General features: G+C 70.0%; 16 protein-coding genes. All 16 read right to left on the bottom strand.

The annotated features are described in order from the left end of the window. On the bottom strand, positions 1-225 hold a 225-nt coding region (locus MJ797_RS18330; RefSeq protein ID WP_239336700.1), incomplete at its 3' end, for a zinc-ribbon domain-containing protein. A gap of 60 nt (positions 226-285) precedes the next feature. Beyond that, on the bottom strand, positions 286-855 hold the full coding sequence (locus MJ797_RS18325; protein WP_239336679.1) for a phage tail protein: 570 nt from the start codon (positions 853-855) through the stop codon (positions 286-288). Between the two features lie 54 nt (positions 856-909). Next, the gene (locus MJ797_RS18320) at positions 910-2,859 is read right to left on the bottom strand and encodes a putative baseplate assembly protein (protein WP_239336676.1); all 1,950 of its coding nucleotides are present in this window, start codon (positions 2,857-2,859) and stop codon (positions 910-912) included. After that, positions 2,859-3,281, bottom strand: coding sequence for a GPW/gp25 family protein (locus tag MJ797_RS18315; RefSeq protein ID WP_239336673.1), 423 nt, complete (start codon positions 3,279-3,281; stop codon positions 2,859-2,861). The genes MJ797_RS18320 and MJ797_RS18315 overlap by 1 nt, the downstream gene beginning before the upstream one ends. Before the next feature lie 4 nt (positions 3,282-3,285). Further along, the gene (locus MJ797_RS18310) at positions 3,286-3,657 is read right to left on the bottom strand and encodes a PAAR domain-containing protein (RefSeq protein ID WP_239336671.1); all 372 of its coding nucleotides are present in this window, start codon (positions 3,655-3,657) and stop codon (positions 3,286-3,288) included. Positions 3,658-3,701: 44 nt separating this feature from the next. Continuing rightward, positions 3,702-5,489 carry a VgrG-related protein gene (locus MJ797_RS18305; protein ID WP_239336660.1) on the bottom strand — a complete coding sequence of 596 codons (1,788 nt, stop codon included), beginning with the start codon at positions 5,487-5,489 and terminating at the stop codon, positions 3,702-3,704. Positions 5,490-5,511: 22 nt separating this feature from the next. After that, the gene (locus tag MJ797_RS18300) at positions 5,512-6,225 is read right to left on the bottom strand and encodes a LysM peptidoglycan-binding domain-containing protein (RefSeq protein WP_239336657.1); all 714 of its coding nucleotides are present in this window, start codon (positions 6,223-6,225) and stop codon (positions 5,512-5,514) included. Next, positions 6,222-6,653 (bottom strand): phage tail protein, encoded by a 432-nt coding sequence (locus tag MJ797_RS18295; protein WP_239336647.1) that lies wholly within the window; start codon positions 6,651-6,653, stop codon positions 6,222-6,224. The genes MJ797_RS18300 and MJ797_RS18295 overlap by 4 nt, the downstream gene beginning before the upstream one ends. Positions 6,654-6,702: 49 nt before the next feature. Then, a complete protein-coding gene (locus MJ797_RS18290) occupies positions 6,703-9,756 on the bottom strand; it encodes a hypothetical protein (RefSeq protein ID WP_239336645.1) in 3,054 nt (1,017 codons plus the stop codon). A 6-nt stretch (positions 9,757-9,762) separates the two neighbouring features. Then, positions 9,763-9,921: a DUF6760 family protein gene (locus MJ797_RS18285; RefSeq protein ID WP_239309087.1), complete on the bottom strand. Its 159-nt coding sequence runs from the start codon at positions 9,919-9,921 to the stop codon at positions 9,763-9,765. Then, positions 9,918-10,400, bottom strand: coding sequence for a hypothetical protein (locus MJ797_RS18280; RefSeq protein ID WP_374582521.1), 483 nt, complete (start codon positions 10,398-10,400; stop codon positions 9,918-9,920). The genes MJ797_RS18285 and MJ797_RS18280 overlap by 4 nt, the downstream gene beginning before the upstream one ends. Further along, on the bottom strand, positions 10,397-10,837 hold the full coding sequence (locus MJ797_RS18275; RefSeq protein ID WP_239336643.1) for a phage tail protein: 441 nt from the start codon (positions 10,835-10,837) through the stop codon (positions 10,397-10,399). Before MJ797_RS18275 ends, MJ797_RS18280 begins: the two co-directional genes overlap by 4 nt. Positions 10,838-10,858: 21 nt before the next feature. Continuing rightward, positions 10,859-12,421, bottom strand: coding sequence for a phage tail sheath subtilisin-like domain-containing protein (locus tag MJ797_RS18270; protein WP_239336642.1), 1,563 nt, complete (start codon positions 12,419-12,421; stop codon positions 10,859-10,861). A gap of 341 nt (positions 12,422-12,762) precedes the next feature. Beyond that, positions 12,763-13,392, bottom strand: a complete 630-nt coding sequence (locus MJ797_RS18265; protein ID WP_239336640.1) for a hypothetical protein — start codon at positions 13,390-13,392, stop codon at positions 12,763-12,765. Beyond that, positions 13,389-15,281, bottom strand: coding sequence for a DUF4157 domain-containing protein (locus tag MJ797_RS18260; RefSeq protein ID WP_305039786.1), 1,893 nt, complete (start codon positions 15,279-15,281; stop codon positions 13,389-13,391). Before MJ797_RS18260 ends, MJ797_RS18265 begins: the two co-directional genes overlap by 4 nt. Positions 15,282-15,393: 112 nt before the next feature. After that, positions 15,394-17,373, bottom strand: a complete 1,980-nt coding sequence (locus MJ797_RS18255) for a DUF4157 domain-containing protein (protein WP_239336638.1) — start codon at positions 17,371-17,373, stop codon at positions 15,394-15,396. Between the last annotated feature and the right edge of the window lie 226 nt (positions 17,374-17,599).

Genomic DNA, 17,599 nt, shown 5'->3' with positions numbered 1-17,599 from the left:
GGCTGGCGGCGCGGGCGGTGCCGCAGCCGGGATCACAGCCGGCGCGGATGGCGCCTCGGCCCCTGGCGCGGCGGGCGGCCCAGCCACCGGCTGGGGGTGGGCCGCCGCAGCCTGCCCCGTCGGCGTCGGTTCCCTGTCCCACTCGAGGAACGCCCCGCAGTTTCCGCAGAACGGCTCGCCGTCCCGCACCGGGGAGCCGCACTGCTCGCAGACGGCCTCAGCCACACTCGTCCTTCCGATGTTCCAGCAGGCCCGGGGCTCGCTCTGGACCCGCCCGCGGCGTACTCACCGCGGGTCGGCAGGTGCCGTGTTCCCGGGCGCGGCCGACATGATCTCCACCGTGTACGTCACGTGCGCGGGACGGTTAGCCTCGATCAATTCCCGGAGCCGCGCGGCCGGCACGGGATTCCCGCCGGTCGGATGTACCCGTACGGTCATCGACGGCTCCGGTGACCCGGGCAGCTCCGCGCCGGGGGTCAGCGACCAGGTGGTTCCCCCGCTGTCGACGACCTCAGCTGTCACGCCGAACGCCATCCGCACCTGCTCGGCGAGGCCCTGTCCGGTGCCGCGTACCCGATGGAGCTCCACCGCACGGCGTACGGCCTCGCGGCGCGCGGCGGGCGCGTCGATGGCCGCGTCGGCGGCCACCCAACCGCCGAGCCAGTCGACGAAGTCGGCCGGGGCAAGCTGTGGATCAAGGTATGCCCACAGGTTGTCCAGCGTGACGTGCACCGGCGCGACGACGGTGTCGAGTGCGGCGAGCAGTCGCTGCGCGAAGTCGTCGGCGGCGTAGATCGCGGGTAGCTGCCGGCCCAGCGGATGTGGTGTGGCCAGCCCTTCGACTGCTCTGCGCATGGGGCCCATCCCTTCGTGTTTTGACGGTGCCGCCCCCGCCCGCCCGGGGCAGGGTCAGCCCTCGTCGACGCGGACCTGGTGTTCGTAGGAGAAGACGAGCGCATACCGGTCCAGGTCGATGCGGGTCACCGGGTCGCCGCGCAGCCCGGTCAGCGGATCGGCCGGGAACAGGCGCAGCTCCTCCACCATCTCGGTCCCGGGCAGGCGGTGCAGCACACCGATCACCTCGCCCGCGTGCACCGGCCGGCCGAACGGCCAGCCCATCGCATCGGGCCCGCCGCGCAGCGGGTTGAGGTACGCGTACAGGGCCGCGAGCGCGTCCGCCTGCAGCCGGGCAGCGGGGACACCGAGCCGGGCGACCAGCCGGGCCACAACGGTGACGCCCTGGTAGTACGGCGGCTCCACGACCAGCCGGGCACCGATCAGACGCCGCCGGTCCAGGTTCCCAGCGATCGTCGCAAGCATGTCGGCGGATGGTACGAGCTGCTCGAAGCGCAGCCGCTCACCCTCGTCAGCCACCACCTCCGGCACGACCAGCACCCGTACCCCGCCGCTCTCGGCGCCGTCACCGGCGGGCAGGCATCGGACACGCGCCGCGGACGGGCTCGCCTGCCGGGCGATCATTTCGTAGTCGTGCGCGGTCACCGCCCGGTCCTGGGCGCGTAGCTGCACCGGCCCGCGCATCTTGGCGCTGTCCACGGTCTCGCCGTCGACGCCGCCGGCCGCCGCCTCGCGGTTGTCCACGCTGGCGATGTAGGGGACCGAGCTGCGCAGCACCGACAGCGCCCCGCGGGCCACGTTGCCCTGCCGCCCGCCACCGGTGCGGTAGCGGCGTACCCGCAGCTGGGCGCCCGTGGGCGGCAGCGCCCCGTAGCGGCGCAGCGAGCCGTCCGGCTGCCGGACGGCGGGCCCGAAGGACACCTCGCCCGCGGTGCGGTCAAGCGCCACGTGCCGGTCGTCCGGCCCGGATGTGCCGAACGCGTCGACCTCGGTCCACTCCTGCCAGCCGTCACCGTCGGAGACCTCGACCACGAACGGCTCGTCGTCGGGGATCACCGGCGGGCGGGCCACTGTGAACCGCTGCCCGGGCACTCCCTCGGACTCGCCCAGCACCTCTGCGAACACGGCCTCGGCGTGGACGGCGTCGACCGTACCGCCGATGGTGAACGCTTCGGCGGCCCGGACGGTCGGCGACGCCGAGTAGAACGGCTGCCCCGCCTCGGCGGGCACGACGCGGCAGCGCAGCCAACCGGCGCGCCGGCCGGCGATCACCGACGCGGTGTGCGCGGCGGGCACATGCAGGACAACGTCACCCGGCTTGTTCAACCCGCCGGTTTCGTCCTGGTCGACCTCGCAGCCGGCCCAGTCCGTGCCGTCCCATGCCTCCCAGACCAGCGGCGGCTGCCGCGGGTCGACGCCGATGCCCTCGACCCTGCTGTCCAGGCGCAGCACGGCCGCGCACGACGGCACGGCCGCGGACAGCCCGACCAGCATCGCGTCACCGACGGCCGGGCTGGCCGAGAAGCAGGCGATGTCACGGCCGTCGAGCAGGTCGCCAGTGTGGTCGGCGCCGCGGCCCTCGACAGGTTGGGTGCGTAGCTGGGTCAACGCGCACGGCACGATCGTGAGGTCAGCCGAGGTGGTGAAGATAACCGCCTCCTCGGTCTCCGTACGTACCGTCGCGACCTCTGTTCCGGCGCGCAGCACGACCGGCTGGGCCTGCGGGGCCGACAGCCAGAACGTGACGTCGGCACGGGCCGCGGTCGGCGGGAACAGCGTGACCCCGATCAGGTCCAGGAAGGCCAGGTAGGTGCGGTCCGGTACCCGGTTGAGCCGGTACAGCAGCTGGTCGACCATGTGTGCGAACACCTCGATCAGCGTGACGCCGGGATCGGAGACGTTGTGGTCGCTCCACTCTGGACAGCGTTGCTGGACGAAGCGCTTGGCCTCGTCGACGAGCTGCTGGAACCGGCGGTCGTCGAGGTTCGGGGCGGGAAGGGGCATCAGGTGGTACTTTCCTCAACCGGCTCGTCGTGGGAGGGGATCACATAGAACGGGAAGACCAGGTTGCGTGGGTCGTTCGTGCCGCGGATGACGTAGCGGATGTCGATGTACAGCGTGCCGGCCTCCTCCGCGTCGAAGTCGACCAGCACGTCACGGACGTCGATACGCGGCTCCCACCGCTCCAGGGCGGCGCGCACCTCGAACGCGATCTGCCCGGCGGTGTTCTCGTCGGCAGGGGCGAACACGTAGTCGTGGATGCCGCACCCGAACTCCGGCCGCATCGGGCGTTCCCCCGGTGCGGTTCCGAGAATGAGCCGGATCGCTTCGACGATCTCACGCTCGCGGGCCACCAGGGCCACGCTCCCGGTCGCGTCGGTACGCAGCGGGAACGCCCAGCCCGCCCCGATGAACTGCTCCGCCACCGAGCTAGCCTCCGATGATCACGTTGGGAGCGCCGGTGCTGATGGTCGCCTGACAGGTGATCCGGTCGCCCTTGCGCGCGGCGGGGAAGCCTCCGATGAGCACGATGCCGGTCACCGGTGGCGGCATCGGGGACAGCACCACGTTGCCCGGACCGAGCTCCGCGTGTATCGCGCACATGCACAGGCTGCCGATGACTGCGGCTGGTAGTCCGCCGATCCGCACGCTCGGCACGCCGAGCAGCGGCCCGCCGACGTTGGCGGGCAGCCCGGGTACGGCCGCTCCGCCCGGCACGCCGACGGTGCCGTTCGGGGGCCCCGGCGTCACGGGCGTGGCCAGATGGCTGATCTGGTCGTTGATCCGGGCGGCCGGTGGCATGGGCGTACCTCCCTCTCCATTCGTCTCCTTCGCCGCGCGACACGTCAGTTGATCCGTACTATCGGGGCCTTGACCTCGACATTGGCCCTGCCCTGCACCGACACCGACCGGCCGGTCAGGCTCAGCTCGCCGGCTCCGGCGTCGAGCGTGATGCCGTTGCCCTGTATCGTCACCTGCCTTCTCGCCTCGATGGCCACGGTGCCGTCGCTGTTGATGGTCACCGCCGTCTTCTGCTGGTCGAGCTCGATCACCAGCTTGTTGTTGCCGGTGCGCAGCCGCACCCCACGTACGGCGCTCGGGCTGGACAGCGGCGGGTCGAGCAGTTCCAGCCGGTGACCCGTGCGGGAGGCGAACGAGCGGCGGGTCACCGCACCGTCCCTCGGGTCGATCAGCGGCCCGTCGTGTGGCGACGGCTTGTCGACGCCGTTGTACAGGCCCCCGATGACATACGGGCGGTCCAGCAGCCCCTGCTCGAACCCGACCAGGACCTCATCGTTGATCTCAGGGCTGAACACGCCGCCACCGTGCACACCACCGAACTGCACCGTCCGTACCCAGTCAGTCTCATAGCCCTTCTTCCGGGAGTCGCCCAGCCCGGTCAACCACGGGAACCGCAGCTTCACCCAGCCCTGGTCACAGCGCTCGGGATGGTCACGGTCGCGGCCCTGGCCGGCGCTGGTGCTGGTCACGATGCCGATCGCGAGACCGGGCACGCGCATCCCGCGGGCCGGGGCGGAGGCGCCGGCCGCCAGCCCGTACGGCGACCGGTCCTGACGGCCGCTGACGGTCAGCCACGTCTCGTAGAACCGGCCCGGCCCGAACACGTGCCGGCTCGATGTGATCGTGTACTTGCCCTCGAACGGCGGGCCGACGTCCGCCAGCGTGATCGGTACCCCGGCGCGCATCCGCGGATTGCCGCGGATGCCGACCTCCAGCTCCGCGAACGCCGACGCCACGTCCGAGGCAAGTGCCGTGGCGACCGCCTTGACCTCGGCTGCGGTGCGGTATGGCACGTCGGTGACGAGCAGTTCCGCATCGCCGAACGGCTGCGCCACCTGCGCCGGGGTGAGGCCGAGTTGCAGCTCGGCGCTGGTGTCCGCCTTCACCTCGGACACCAGGTCCTTCTTGCGCCTGACGTCCCAGCCGCGTACCTCCACCCGCGAGAGCTGACCGACCGAGGTGACCGTGGAGCGCACGGCGAGCAGGTTCTCGTTCATCTGCACCACTACGTCGCTCTGGCGGGCCGGCGTACCGGTGCCGGGGGCTGTCGCGGCGCGCACCGGCTTCCGGAACACGAACGTGCCATCGACCATGGCGACCTCGGCGTCGTTGTCGGCGGCGAGCATCTTGAGGAACTCCCAGTCCGTGGTGTTCGGCTGGGTCACCATCTCGTAGACGGTGCTGGTGGGGTCGATTTTCCCGATCGGCAGGCCGGCTTTCCGCGCCACGTCGCGGGCGATGTCCGACGCCTTGCCGGTGTAGGTGGCCACCTGCCGGCCGCGCATCAGCCGGTGCGACATATCCAGCGCACGGATCGTGGTGAACGTGCCGGTACCGTCGAACTCCGTCTCCAGCGTGACGACCTCGCCGGTGAACAACGGGACCGGGCTCGTCGTGTCGCCAGCCCGGACCGCGGCGGTGAGTCGCGAACCGATGGTGATGCTGAGCTTGCCCAACAGTTGGCTCTTATGGTCGCGGTAGCGCAGCGTCGCCGCGGCGGGCAGGTTCGAGCTGTCCTCAATGGCCGCGTGTACCAGGCGGGTCTCCCATTCCTTCGGCAGCGGCCCGGGTACGCCGACGATGAGGTAATTGGTGTAGTTGCCGTCCGACACTGTGCTCCCTACCTGTGCTGTTCTAGCTGCCGGCCGGCAGCTCGTCGGCGGCCGGCAGCAGCAGTTCCATGCCGGGCGGCAGCCGCATCGGGTCGTCGATTCCGTTGGCTTCCGCGATCACCCGCCAGATCGTCGGATCGCCGTACTCGCTGTGTGCCAGCAGCGGCAACGAGTCGCCGTCCACCACCCGGTGCACCCGGCGCGCCGACCGGCTTCCGGAGGTGGGATTCTGACCGGGCGTGTTGCCACTGATCTCGGACAAGCTCAGCGAGCAGTTCGCCCGCAGCGGCGTACCGTTGCCGTCGAACAGCGTGCACGCGGCGCTGACCTGGCTGACGTATGCGTAGAAGGACACCGTCTGGAACTGGCCCCAGGCGAACTTCACCCATGGCGGTGACGGCGCCTTGGCCGCGATGCTCGCCGCTGTGGGCACACAGCAGGTCAGTAACTCGTCGACGCGCTGCTGCACGGTGCGGCTGTGGGTGTCGGTGACGTCAAGGAAGATCTCAAGGCTCAACGTTCGCGGCCCGGAACCGCTGAACTCCGGGATGCCGGTCTCCTCCGCGCCCCGCACGATGTGCGGGATCCAGGTCGCCGACTTGGTCAGGGTGAGCTGGTTCGGGTTGAACATGAATGTGATGGGCCCACCCAGCGGCCCACCCGGCCGGCTGCCGCCGTTGGTCGGCGGCTGGTACCGCTGCAGGAACGCCGCCACCTTGCCGGCTGGCGCGATCAACTGCCCACCTCCAGGAAGCCGTGATACGCCAGTTCGATGCTCTCCGTGGCCACCTCGGAGCGGGCCGGATCGAACGACGGCCCCGACCAGCGCACGAGGACGACGTCGGCGAGCCCCCACTGCACCAGCATCGCCAGGTCCGGCCGCAGCGCGGCGATCTGTGCCGTCCCACGTTTGACACCTCTGGGCAGTTTGGCCAGGAACTGCGCCACCTTGGCCGTATCCGGTGTGAGGGGACGGGCCAGCGTCACGTTCTGGTAGCGAATCCGTGACGGTAGCTGCCAGACGAAGCCGTTGTTGCCGCCCTCCTGGTGCTCCTCGACCTCCACCTGGCAGCCGAGCCCGTCGCAGCTGTTCCAGTCACCCAGGTTGATACCGTCGATCTTCAGGCGGAAGTGGACCGCTGTGCCGGGATCGACGCTTGCCATACTCGTCCTTCCATGTGATGCCGTTGTGTTCGTTCACCGGTGTGTCCGCTTACCGGCCGCCGTCCAACAGGCGGCCGGTGCGTTCACGTCCGAGCCGGACCTCGGCGCGTAGCAAACGCCCGAGCGGTTCGACCAGCCGATGAGCAAGATGATCAAGATGCCTCCGATCGAACCGGTTGATCAACTCGTCAATGTCGATGCCGGCAGCACCCTGTTCCGGCCGGGCCTCGGAGCCCGCGGATGACACGGATGATGGGGTTGACGGCCGTGACGGCGACGACGCCGGTAATGCCGTTATCGCTGACCGGCGCTGCACCGGCGCTGGCGCACCGCGCATGGGCGCCGCCGCCGTCGTGCGTGGCGTACTCCCGGAGAAACGTGGGACAGGCGCCGATGCTGTGGTGGGCGCTGCGGCGCCGGGTCGGTTCCCGCCGCTGGATACCTGAGAGCCGCCGCCGGTGGGTGCCACATGGCGCACCGTCGGCAGGGGCGTGCCGTACGGCGGCAAGCCCGCGGATACCGGGCGTGCCGGTGCCGCGGTCCGCTGTACCGGCTGTGCGGACTCCGGCCGCGCCACCCTCCTCCCTGTTCGTACACCGCCGGTCCCGCCGACCCCAGTGATTTTGTCGGCTGCGACGACCGGGCGCATCGGGCGTGCGGCGAGTGTCTGGACCATATGGGCAGCCGGCGGGGAAGCAAGCGCTGGCCCGGACGGCGACGTTCCGTTCGCACGGCTGACGCCGGCCAGCGACCGTTCCCCGGCCGATGGCAACCCCCAAGGCCCGGACAGCGCGCCAAGGGGTACGTCGGCCCTCCGCTGGACAAGGATCCGGGCCGCGGGGATAGGGACTCTCGTGTCCGGCGGTGTGGCCGTCAGCGTGCCGGCGCCCAAACCGGGCGTCGGTGTCTGTTGTAGAGCGCTCCCGGCGCCGGAGACCCGTTCCGGCTGGCCGGGCACACCCGTGCGCTGGACAGGCCGGTCCGTGCCGTGCTCCCGACCGCCAGCAGAACCCGCGGCCCGGCCAGCAGCATGCTCCTGGCCACCAGGACCATGTACGGCCCGATCGGCAACCGGCAACTGCCCCACACCGTCCGCCGCCGCTGTGACCGGTGTTGCCGGCATAGCAATCGGCCGGCCCAGCCCCGGAAGGGCTCCAGCACCATCCACAGCCCGCTGAACCACAGGCGGTTCCCCACCCTGCGGGACCATCGGATCCCGCAGGACCGTCGGATTCGCCCCACCTGACAGCACCCCGCTCACCACAGCCACACCCGTGCTCGCACCACTGGCCAACGCACCAGACGGGCCTGCCTTCGACACCGGCCCCGGATCGGCCACACCGCCCGACCCGGACTCCTGCTGCCGCCCCGGGCCGGGCCGAGCCACACCCTCGGCCCCGGGTACGGCGATGCGCTGTACCACCGGCTCAGCACGCCGAGGTCCGGATGATGCAACCTGTCCAGGATCGGCCACACCGCCCGACCCGGACTCCTGCTGCCACAGCGGCCCAGCCGGGGCCGCACGGACAACGGCGACCTCGGCGCCGGAAACCCGTCCCGGCTGGCCGGGCACACCCGTACGCTGAACAGGCCGGTCCGTGCCGTGCTCCCGACGGCCAGCAGAACCCGCGGCCCGGCCAGCAGCATGCTCCTGGCCACCGGGACCATGCACGACCCGATCGGTGACCGGCAACCGCTCCATACCATCCGGCGCTGCTGTACCATCCGGCACTGCTGTGGCCGGCGACGGAGACACACCCGACATGCCCATCGACCGTTCAGCGCTCCCCACCAGCCCAGCGGACCCCGCGCCAGGCATCGGGACCACCGGCCGACCAGGCCCCGGAGCGGCCACAGAACCATTCACAGCCCGCTGAACCGCAGACGGTTCCCCACCCCGCGAAACCATCGGATCCCGCGGGACCGCCGGATTCGGCACCCCACCTGACGACACCCCGGTAGCCGCAGCCGCACCCGTGACTGCACCGCTGGCCGACGCACCAGACTGGCGCGCCTGCGACACCAGCACCCGTCCATGATCACGATCAGGCGCATCACCCGGACCGGGCTCCTGCTGCCGCCCCGGCCCGGCCAGAGCCACACCCTCAGCCCCAGGTACGGCGATGCGCTGTACCACCGGCTCAGCAGGCCGAGGTCCGGATGATGTGGCCTCCGGGAGCGACCGCGCACCGGGCTGCCCGCCGCTCCGGCGCGCGGTGGGTGGCACCATCGGCAGTGGCTCGCCGAGGCCGATCCGGCTACCCCGGCGCGGGGCTGCCCCGGCGGGTGACCCCGGATCGACCGGTGACCGCGGCGTCAACGCCGGCTCATGGCCCCCGGTGGGACGGACATCAGCAGGAAGGGTATCGGCGGTGAAGCCGAGCTGAGGCTCATTAGTAACGGTAGGACGCTGGACGCCGCTCTCGGCGGGAGGTGGTGCCGGCGCCACCTGGCCGGGCCCGGCCAGGGTTGCCCGTGACGATGGCGCAGGTGCGGCGGGGAGCCGCCGCGCCGGCTGCACCACCCGGGCCACAGTCAGCCTCCGGCCGGGCGGGCGTACCGAGCGCCGGGCGTTGACTGCCGTGGCTGTCGTGGCTGCCGGGGACGCCGATGCCGCCCGGGCCGGGTGGGGGTGGACGGCGGGGCCAGCCCGCTCGATACGGCCGGCGGAATCGTCGCCCGACCCGGGCAGCAGTTCGGGGGATGGTTCCGGTTCGGACCGCGACTCGGACGGCAGCGGGCTCGGCGCGGCCAGCGGCAGGCGCTGCACCAACGGCCCGACAGCGGTCCGCCCGCCCGATACGGGCGTGGCGGGGCGCAGCAGACCGTACCCGAGGCCGGCGGGCGCCTGCGGGTTGACCAGGTGCCCGGGGGCGGTACGAAAAGTCGGATCCTGCCAGGTGCTCAACCGGTCCCGGAACCCGTCCGGATCGGTGAGGAGATCCTGCTCACCGACGGTCCGCCGCAGCAGCGGCAGCCATCGCCAGCCCGGGTCCGCGGATCCGGACGGCTCGGACGGCTCGGACGGCGCCCCGGCCTGCCCGGTCCCCACCGGTACAGCCGCCGCCGAGCGCCGTCGGAGCAGTCGATCGAGCAGGCCCACGCTGGGTCACTCACCCTCGTTGATCCGTGTGTTGATGCGGGCGATCTCGCCCACGTAGCGGAGTCGCTCCGCGTGCGTGAGATCGAGGATGTCGTCCCTCGACCAGTGGAAGTGGTAGGCGACGTACGCGACCTCCTCGTAGAGCCGGTCGGTCGCGTACGTCACGATTCCCCCAGGGGACCACCGGCGATGTCCACCTCGAACGCCGAGTCGCACGCGGGGCAGGTCACGGCGGCGCGGGTATGGCCCTCCGCGTTGATCCGCCGGTAGAAGTCCTGCAGGAACGCCAGGTCCGAGGCGAAAAGCTGCTCGACCGTCTCGGCCCGTACGTCGGTGATCGTGCCGAGCCTTGTGATAACCAGGCTGAGCAGCACAACCGACAGGTATGCCGAGTTCTGCTTCACCCGCAGGTCGATCAGAGGCGTCAGCTCGTCCCGGGCAGTGGCCAGTCGCATGCTGCCGTCCTGGTGCAGCCTGCCCTCCGCGTCGACGTACCCGCGGGGTAGTTCGAACGTGAACTCGGTCTGCAACCGCTGGCGCGCGGGCGCCGACGAAACCCGCTCCGGCACCAGACCGTCGTCGGGGCCGCTGGGAACCTCAGCGAGCGCGCCGAGGGCCCCAGCGGACACACTTCGCCGTCTCATGACGTCGTGATGTCTTCATACACCACGGTGATCTTCTCGGTGGCGACCGACGCCTCACCGGCCTTCAGGCTCGGCCCCTCCCACTTGCTCACCCAGGCGTTCTTCAGGTCGAAGCGCCGCTGCTGGCTGCTCTGGCTGTCGGTGAGCACAATGCTGATGTTCTGGCGGGCCGTGTTGACAGCCCCTTTCTCGAATGTATCCTTGATCCATTCGGTGAACGCACTGCTCTTGTCCAGGCCGCGGGTGATCGTCACCTCGCCCCCCTTACGGGCGCCGGGCAGCTTGCGGATGATGTACTGCCCGGTCGGGGTCACCTGGTTGACCTCGATGGCGTCCAGTTCCACGGTCAGCCCGCTGACCTCCTGGACCGACTCCACGCGGGCCTTGCCCAACTCCACCTGGAACGTGTGGACAATGAAACTGTCACCGCTGGCCACGGATCGTTACCGCCCTTCGGGTCATTCGCTGACGAGGCTGGTGCTGTCGGAGAACTGCGACAGCCGGAAGATGACGAACTCGGCCGGCTTGACCGGGCAGAGGCCGATCTCGCAGACCACCTGACCGCGATCGACTGCCTCCGGCGGGTTGGTCTCACGGTCACACTTGACGTAGAACGCCTCGTCGGGCGAGCTCCCGAAAAGCGCCCCGCGCCGCCACTCCTCTATCAGGAAGGCCGCGATGTTGCGGCGAATGGTGCCCCACAGTCGTTCATCGTTCGGTTCGAAGACCACCCACTGGGTCCCCAGCAGGATCGACTCCTCCAGGTAGTTGAACAGTCGCCGAACGTTGATGTACCGCCACGCGGGGTCCGACGACAGCGTGCGCGCGCCCCACACCCGGAGGCCACGGCCCGGGAACGTCCGCAGGCAGTTGACACCGGCCGGGTTCAACAGGTCCTGCTCCCCCTTGGTGACGTTGTTCTGCAGCTCGACCGCGCCGCGCACCACCTCGTTGGCCGGCGCCTTGTGCACCCCGCGCTCGGTGTCGCTGCGCGACCACAGGCCGGCGATGTGCCCGCTCGGCGGCATGAACCGGTTCTGCCCGCTCGCCGGGTCAAAGACCTTGATCCATGGGTAGTACAGAGCGGCGTACTTGGAGTCGTAACCGGCCGTGTCCCGCCGCCAGGTATACACCTGCCGGGCCGTCATGTCGGGCAGTGGATCAAGGATCGCCATCCGGTCACCCATCTGCTCGCAGTGCGCGATGACCGCGAGCTGTACCGTCTTGACCTCCTCGGCCGTTATCAGCCGCTGCTGGTACGCGCTCATCAGGTCGGGCACCGCGACCATCGTGATGTCGTCGATGCTCTCCAGCCCGCCGAAGCCGGTACGCGCATCGGCGTCGCCCACGTACTCGTTGGGCGACAACCGGGCCGGCGTCGCGGCGGCGGGCGCGGGAGGCATGGGGGGCGCGGGCAGCGTCACGGTCTGCTTGGCTGGGCGCGCCAGCGCGTTCGCCGGGGCCGCCTCTTCGACAGTGATGAGCTTGGAGTGCTCCCGTACCTGGCTGACGACGTAGTTCTTGGCGCTTTTCTTGAACGAGACGTCGAAGGTCTCCACCACTCTGCCTGCCTGGCGTACGAGCAGCTTGAAGCGGTCATCCCCGGCGGCCTCACCGTCCGGGTCGGCGACCTCGACAGAGATCTCCCCGGCCGCCGCCGCGGCGGGCAGCGCGGCGACCTTGAAGGTGCCGAGCGCGGCCGGTGCACCGGCCAGTTCGGCCTTCGGCTCCGCTCTGTCGGTGGGGCGGCTGCTGGTTGGGTCGCCCACCCGCACGACGTAGCAGTTGCCGCCGCCGTTGGCGAGATAGCCGTACACGGCGTGCGGGAGATAGGCCCCCTCGACCATGCCCCCGTAGGTCTGGAGGTACTGGCTCCAGTTGGTCACCAGGGTCGGGGTGTGGAACGGCCCCTTCTCGGCGAAGCCCAGGAAGGCCGCCACCGCGGTGCCCACCCCCTCGATAGGGCGGGAGCCGCTCTGGACCTCCTCCACGTATACGCCCGGGGACAGGTACGACGGCATGGACGCTCCTTTTCCTGTGTGATCCAGCTGAAGCCTTGTCGATCGGGGCGTCCCCGCAAACGGTCACGCGGGCCGGCGCCGAGGGCACGACCGGGGTGCCCGGATGGACGCGACGCGCGGGTCACCCGGTCTTCTCGTACCTGTTTTTCGACCTTGTTCCACAGGCCCTGCCGGAGTGGCGAGAGGCCTCCCAGAGATCCGCTCATCACGCTCCAGCCGCGGCAGAGCCGCGATCCCTTGGAGCTGGTGCTGTACCGGCCGCCGGCTGCTCGGCCGCGGCGAAGATCTGTTCGAGGAGGCGGTCGGAAGTCTCACCTTGATGTTGGGGATGCGGCCCCTGTTCAGGGGCGCAGCTCCGCTTCGGTGACTACGCCTTCCGCCAACTCGACGACTTCGATCCGCGCGTACAGGCCGGTGTGCTGCGCGTCCCAGACCTCCCGCAGCAACAGAAACGGTGCGGCGGCGAGCCACCGGACCTCGCTGCGGTACGCGATTCCCGCCTCGTCATCCTCGATCGAGAAGCGGTACTCCCGGCAGCGGCGACCGAGCTGTGTCGCCTCGCCCACCGGCCGCAGCGTCGCCTCCCGCCCTCCGGTCAGGAGCTGCTCGGCGACCGGGGCGAGCGCACGGATATCGGCTGTCCACGGGTCGCGGCCGGCCGGGTGCACGATCGCCTCGCCGGTCCCCGCGTCCCCGTAGAACTCGGTCGGGCCTCGGGCCGGACGCCGGGCGGCATCCTGGGCGTCCATGAACCCTTCGATGGTGCGCGGCAGCGCCCCGAAGCCACGCGGCACTGCGACGTCGTCCACGATGTCGGCGTACCCTCGGCCATTGTCGTCCCGAACGCGGAACCGGGCACCGCTGAGCCAGATCACCATCGAGACCTCGAGGGCCGGAATCCCGGGTGCCTGTCTGGTACGCCGGAGCCGGGCCCGGACGTTGGGGTATCTTTTCTGATCATTTTCGGTCACGGCCCCGCCGTCCCCGCCGTCGCTTCGTTGCGAAGCCTCTCGGTCTTCGAAACGAACCGCCCGAGGTCACCGGCGGACATATCGTAATGGCTGCTGTTCGGGGGCAAAAGGTTATTATCGACGAGTACCGTGAGGTGGTTGTTTCCTACTCCCGCGTAGCGGACACCGCGGGCGGCGGCGGCGCTGACGGCGTGCGCGAAATGCATGTCGCGCCACCTGTTGAACATATTTCCGTCTTTGTTCCTCGGCATCTGATCTAGGCTGTCCCGCTCATCCTCCCTCAGGCCGTTGTCCGTCCTGGCGCGCTCCCGCATCGCGTTCAGGAATTTGGGGACAAACGCTTGTAGCGCCTGCTTCTTCGATTTGAGTGCGGGAATTACCCCGCCCAGTGTATTTCGCGCAGGTTCCGCAGTCTTCTTAGGTTTGTTCGAGCCATCAAGCGCGTCGCCCAGGTACCCATCGGTCGACAGTCCGGTGATGAATGGGTCGAGTTTGCTCATGTTGTCCTTGACCACCTGTGCCAGCTCTGCCAGCACCGGCGGCACCGGCTGTTTCTGCCTGCGTAGATCCTCCGCACGAGCGAGCTCGTCCTTGGCGTGTGCCCAGGCAATCTTCAGGTATCGCTGAACTGGCTGCCCCACATAGCTGCCGGATTTCAGGTCGGTCATATCTTTTTCGCCACGCAGGTACGGCAGGAGAATATCCAGACCGAAACCCATCTTCGGGAAGAGTGACTCGGCACCGAACTGCCGTTTGTCCGCGACGTCGCCGACACCGAAACGCTCGAAACGTTCCCGCTGCTCCGCTTCGTACGCGGCCTTCATCGCCGAGCCCTCGGGCATCTCGTCGACCGCGAACGGCTCGTAGATGAAACTCGTCGAGCCCACCGCCTCCATGACGTGTTCCAGCGTGACCTTGGTGTGATCCTCACCCAGCACGTTCATACCGCGCTGGGTGAATCGCACCCAGGTGCCGGCTTCTGGGCTTGACAGCGGCAGGTTGCCGAGATGATCGGTGTTCCCCGTCGCATGGTCCCCGAACTCTTCCCAGTCCTCGTAGTCGTGCACAAGGTTGTCTCCAGCGAGCGTGTGCATCCGGTCATCGACGAGGTCGGGGTCGGCGGGGTCGACCCGGGCGCCGGCCACCCACACCCACCGCTGGACGGTGGCGCTGGAATCCGCTGCTGGAGACGCGGGCGTGGGGTGGCCAGCCGCCTCGGGCCGGGTGGCCCTGCCGGGCTCGGCGGCCATGACCCGGGTGGCGGTGGCCTCGGCCTCGCGCTCGTAGCGGTCGGACGGGTCGGACACGCGCAGCCCGTCGCCCACGTCGGTACCCGCCACCGGCCCGGAACGTTGCTGCACCACGTGGGTCAGTTCATGGGCCAGCGTGTGCTTGCCCGCAACCGTGGAAGGATCGAACCCGCCGTGCCGGAACGCGATGTGCGAACCGGACGTGAATGCCTCGGCCCGCACCGACTCGGCTGCCGTGTGGCCAGCTGCATCAGTATGCAGCCGCACGTCCGAGAAGTCCGCGCCCAGCCGGGCCTCCATCTCCGCGCGCAGGCCCCCCGCAAGGGGCCGGCCAGCCGAACGCACCACATCGTGTACCGCCGACCGCTGCACCGGGTCCGGCTGCCCGGTGTCGCGCGGCACCACCTGATCGTGCCCGCCCGAGTCGTCGCGGACGTGCCGGCCGGATTCGAACAGGCGCGCCACCGCAGCGTTGCCCGCGACGCGTTGGAGGGCCAGCAACCCGGCCACAGAACTCGGGCCGCCAGCAGCAGCTACGAGGGGCGCCGCCGGGACCATCGGACGGTCACCGGCCCGCCGCGGAGACCGGCTCCCATCCGGCGCCTCCGACCTGCGCGGCGGCTGCTCGTACGCACGCAAGGACCTCTCCTCCCCATTCGTTCCGATGCCGTCCGCATTGATTTGTCCTGGCTCATGTTTCCGGCACGGATATTTTCTGTTCCCGCTCTTGGCACCATGACGGCCAGCCGGATCACTGACCGTTACGGATCCTGGTGAAGAAGTCCAACAGAAACCGGGCGTTGGTGGCGGCCTGGTCGATCGTGAGATTGTTGCGATCAGTTCGAGGAGAGATCGCGCGGTTCTCGAAAAGCGGGAGGGTCGTCCCCCCGTCCCGAGTGTCGGGGGTCCCGGCCGAACCGAAGCTCTCCAGCGCCTCGACCGCTTCCCCCTGAGCCTGATCGGAGACCCCGGGGCGGCTGGCGAGCCACTGCTGCATGTGCTGTGGTAGCAGGTAATCCTGACCGGCCGGGATACCCGTGAGCCAGTCCTGGATGGTGACCGTCGCCAGCGCCTGCTCGAAAGCCGCAGACGGGGCGCGCACCGGCGCTCCGTGCTGGTCAACCCCGGTGACCCGGCCCGGGTTGGGGGCGATCAGCGCGGAGGCCGGGGCGAGCCCTTGGTCCCCGCCACCCTGCAGGAGCGGGTTCGCGTTCGACACGGCGAGGACCGCGTTGACGAGTACCAACGGGTCGTTGCGAATCGCGTCCTGCTGTGCGGCGGGCAGGGCCCCGAACATCTGGGCGAAGCTGTTGCGGGGCATGAGGGGCAGCCGGGCCTTCACCCCCAGGTTCCGGCCCGGCGGCCGGCGGAGCAGCTTCATGCTCAGCATGACCGCAGCGAGGAAACCGGTCAGTTCGCCGGTGCTGGCGGCCAGCGCGGTGGCGTAGTTCGGGTCCTGCTGCATCTGAGCGACCACCTGCCGGGCGAGGTTCGGCGCCCGGCCCTGGACCCGGAGGAACTCCGGGCTGTCATCCGGCGGGTAGATCGTGGCCCGGTCCGCACGGCGCTCCTGGGTCTGCTGGGGGGTCTCGCCCGGTACGTCCCGCCCCAGCCGCTCCATGACCGCGGACAGGTCGGTGAGCGGAACTCCCGACGTGGCCTGCATCTTGAACCGGCCGTCCCGCGACCCGCCGGAGAGCAGCGTGTCCCTGGCCACCAACCCGCCCGACCCCGACAAGCCGTGCTGCTCGTGGCGGACGAAGTGCTCCTTGTAGTCCCTCACGGGCAGCGGGTACGGCGGTCCACCCTCCACCACCGTCGGGCCGGGGCGTCCGGTAAACGCCCGCAGCCGGACCATGATCGCTTTCATCTCGGCCAACGCCCGATCCAGCGCCGCCATACCTGCGGGGGTCTCCTCGAACGGCTCCGTGACAAACTCGATATTGCTCACCAGCGGCCCTGGCGTGTCGTCCGCCTCGAGCCGGAAGTCGGTGCCGTTATGTAGGACCGCGTGCCGTTCAACCGGACTTACCTGGTCGTCGTCTATTGCGGGCACGATGTTCCGGAACCGGCGCATCGTGCCGTGCTCAGCCCGGATCCGCCGCCATGGCCGCCATGTGTTGTCCTCGAACTCGAACCCCACCCTGCGCTGGACGATCTGACCGGCCTCGCCCGCCGCTGGCCGCTGTCCTCGCGCGGAGGGCTTGGTCCGGCGCTGGAGGTTCTGGTCCGGCGCCGGACCGGACACGGCGGCGATGGCCGTCTGCTCGGCCACGCGTTCGTCCCGGTCGTCAGGGTGACTGAGTGAGTAGCCTTCGGCGGTCGGGGTGCCCTCGACCGGCCCGTTGCGCTGCTGGACAACGTGGGTGAGTTCGTGCGCCAGCATCCGGCGGCCAGCCGCGGACGAGGTGTCATACCGGCCCCGCTGGAAGACCACGTGTGAACCGGAGGTGTACGCATGCGCCTGAACGGAGACGGCGGACTCGTGGGCGGCGGCATCGGTGTGGACCCGCACATCGGAGAAGTCCGCGTTCAGCCTGGCTTCCAGGTCGGCGCGTACCGGCTCGGCGAGCGGCTGCCCGGGCGAGCGCAGGACATTGTGAACCGGGGAGCGTTGGACGTTTTCCGGTCGCGGTGGGGAAACGTGGCGGGAGCCATCGCCACGATCCTGAAAACCCTGCAGCATCGCCGATACCGCGGCGTTGCCGACCGTGCGCTGCAGCGCCAGCACCGCCTCAGGACCGGCCGCGTGGGGCGGACCCGACGGTGACGATCGGGAGGCCCGTGGCCGGCCCGTCCGGGCGGCTGACTCAGGATGAGGCTCCCTGGCGTGCATGTTCCTCCCGCCGTCAACGTGCGACGCCTCCACCCTGTGGTGACCCGCGGACACGCGCCAGAGGCCCGCAGGCGCCCGGCAGGGCAACCAGTGTTGCCCGGAAGGACACGGGCATCAGGCG

The sequence above is a fragment of the Protofrankia sp. CiP3 genome (assembly GCF_917627345.1).
Classification (GTDB): Bacteria; Actinomycetota; Actinomycetes; order Frankiales; family Frankiaceae; genus Protofrankia.
The sequence above is the reverse complement of the archived record's forward strand: the minus strand, read 5'-3'. Positions and strand labels throughout refer to the sequence as shown.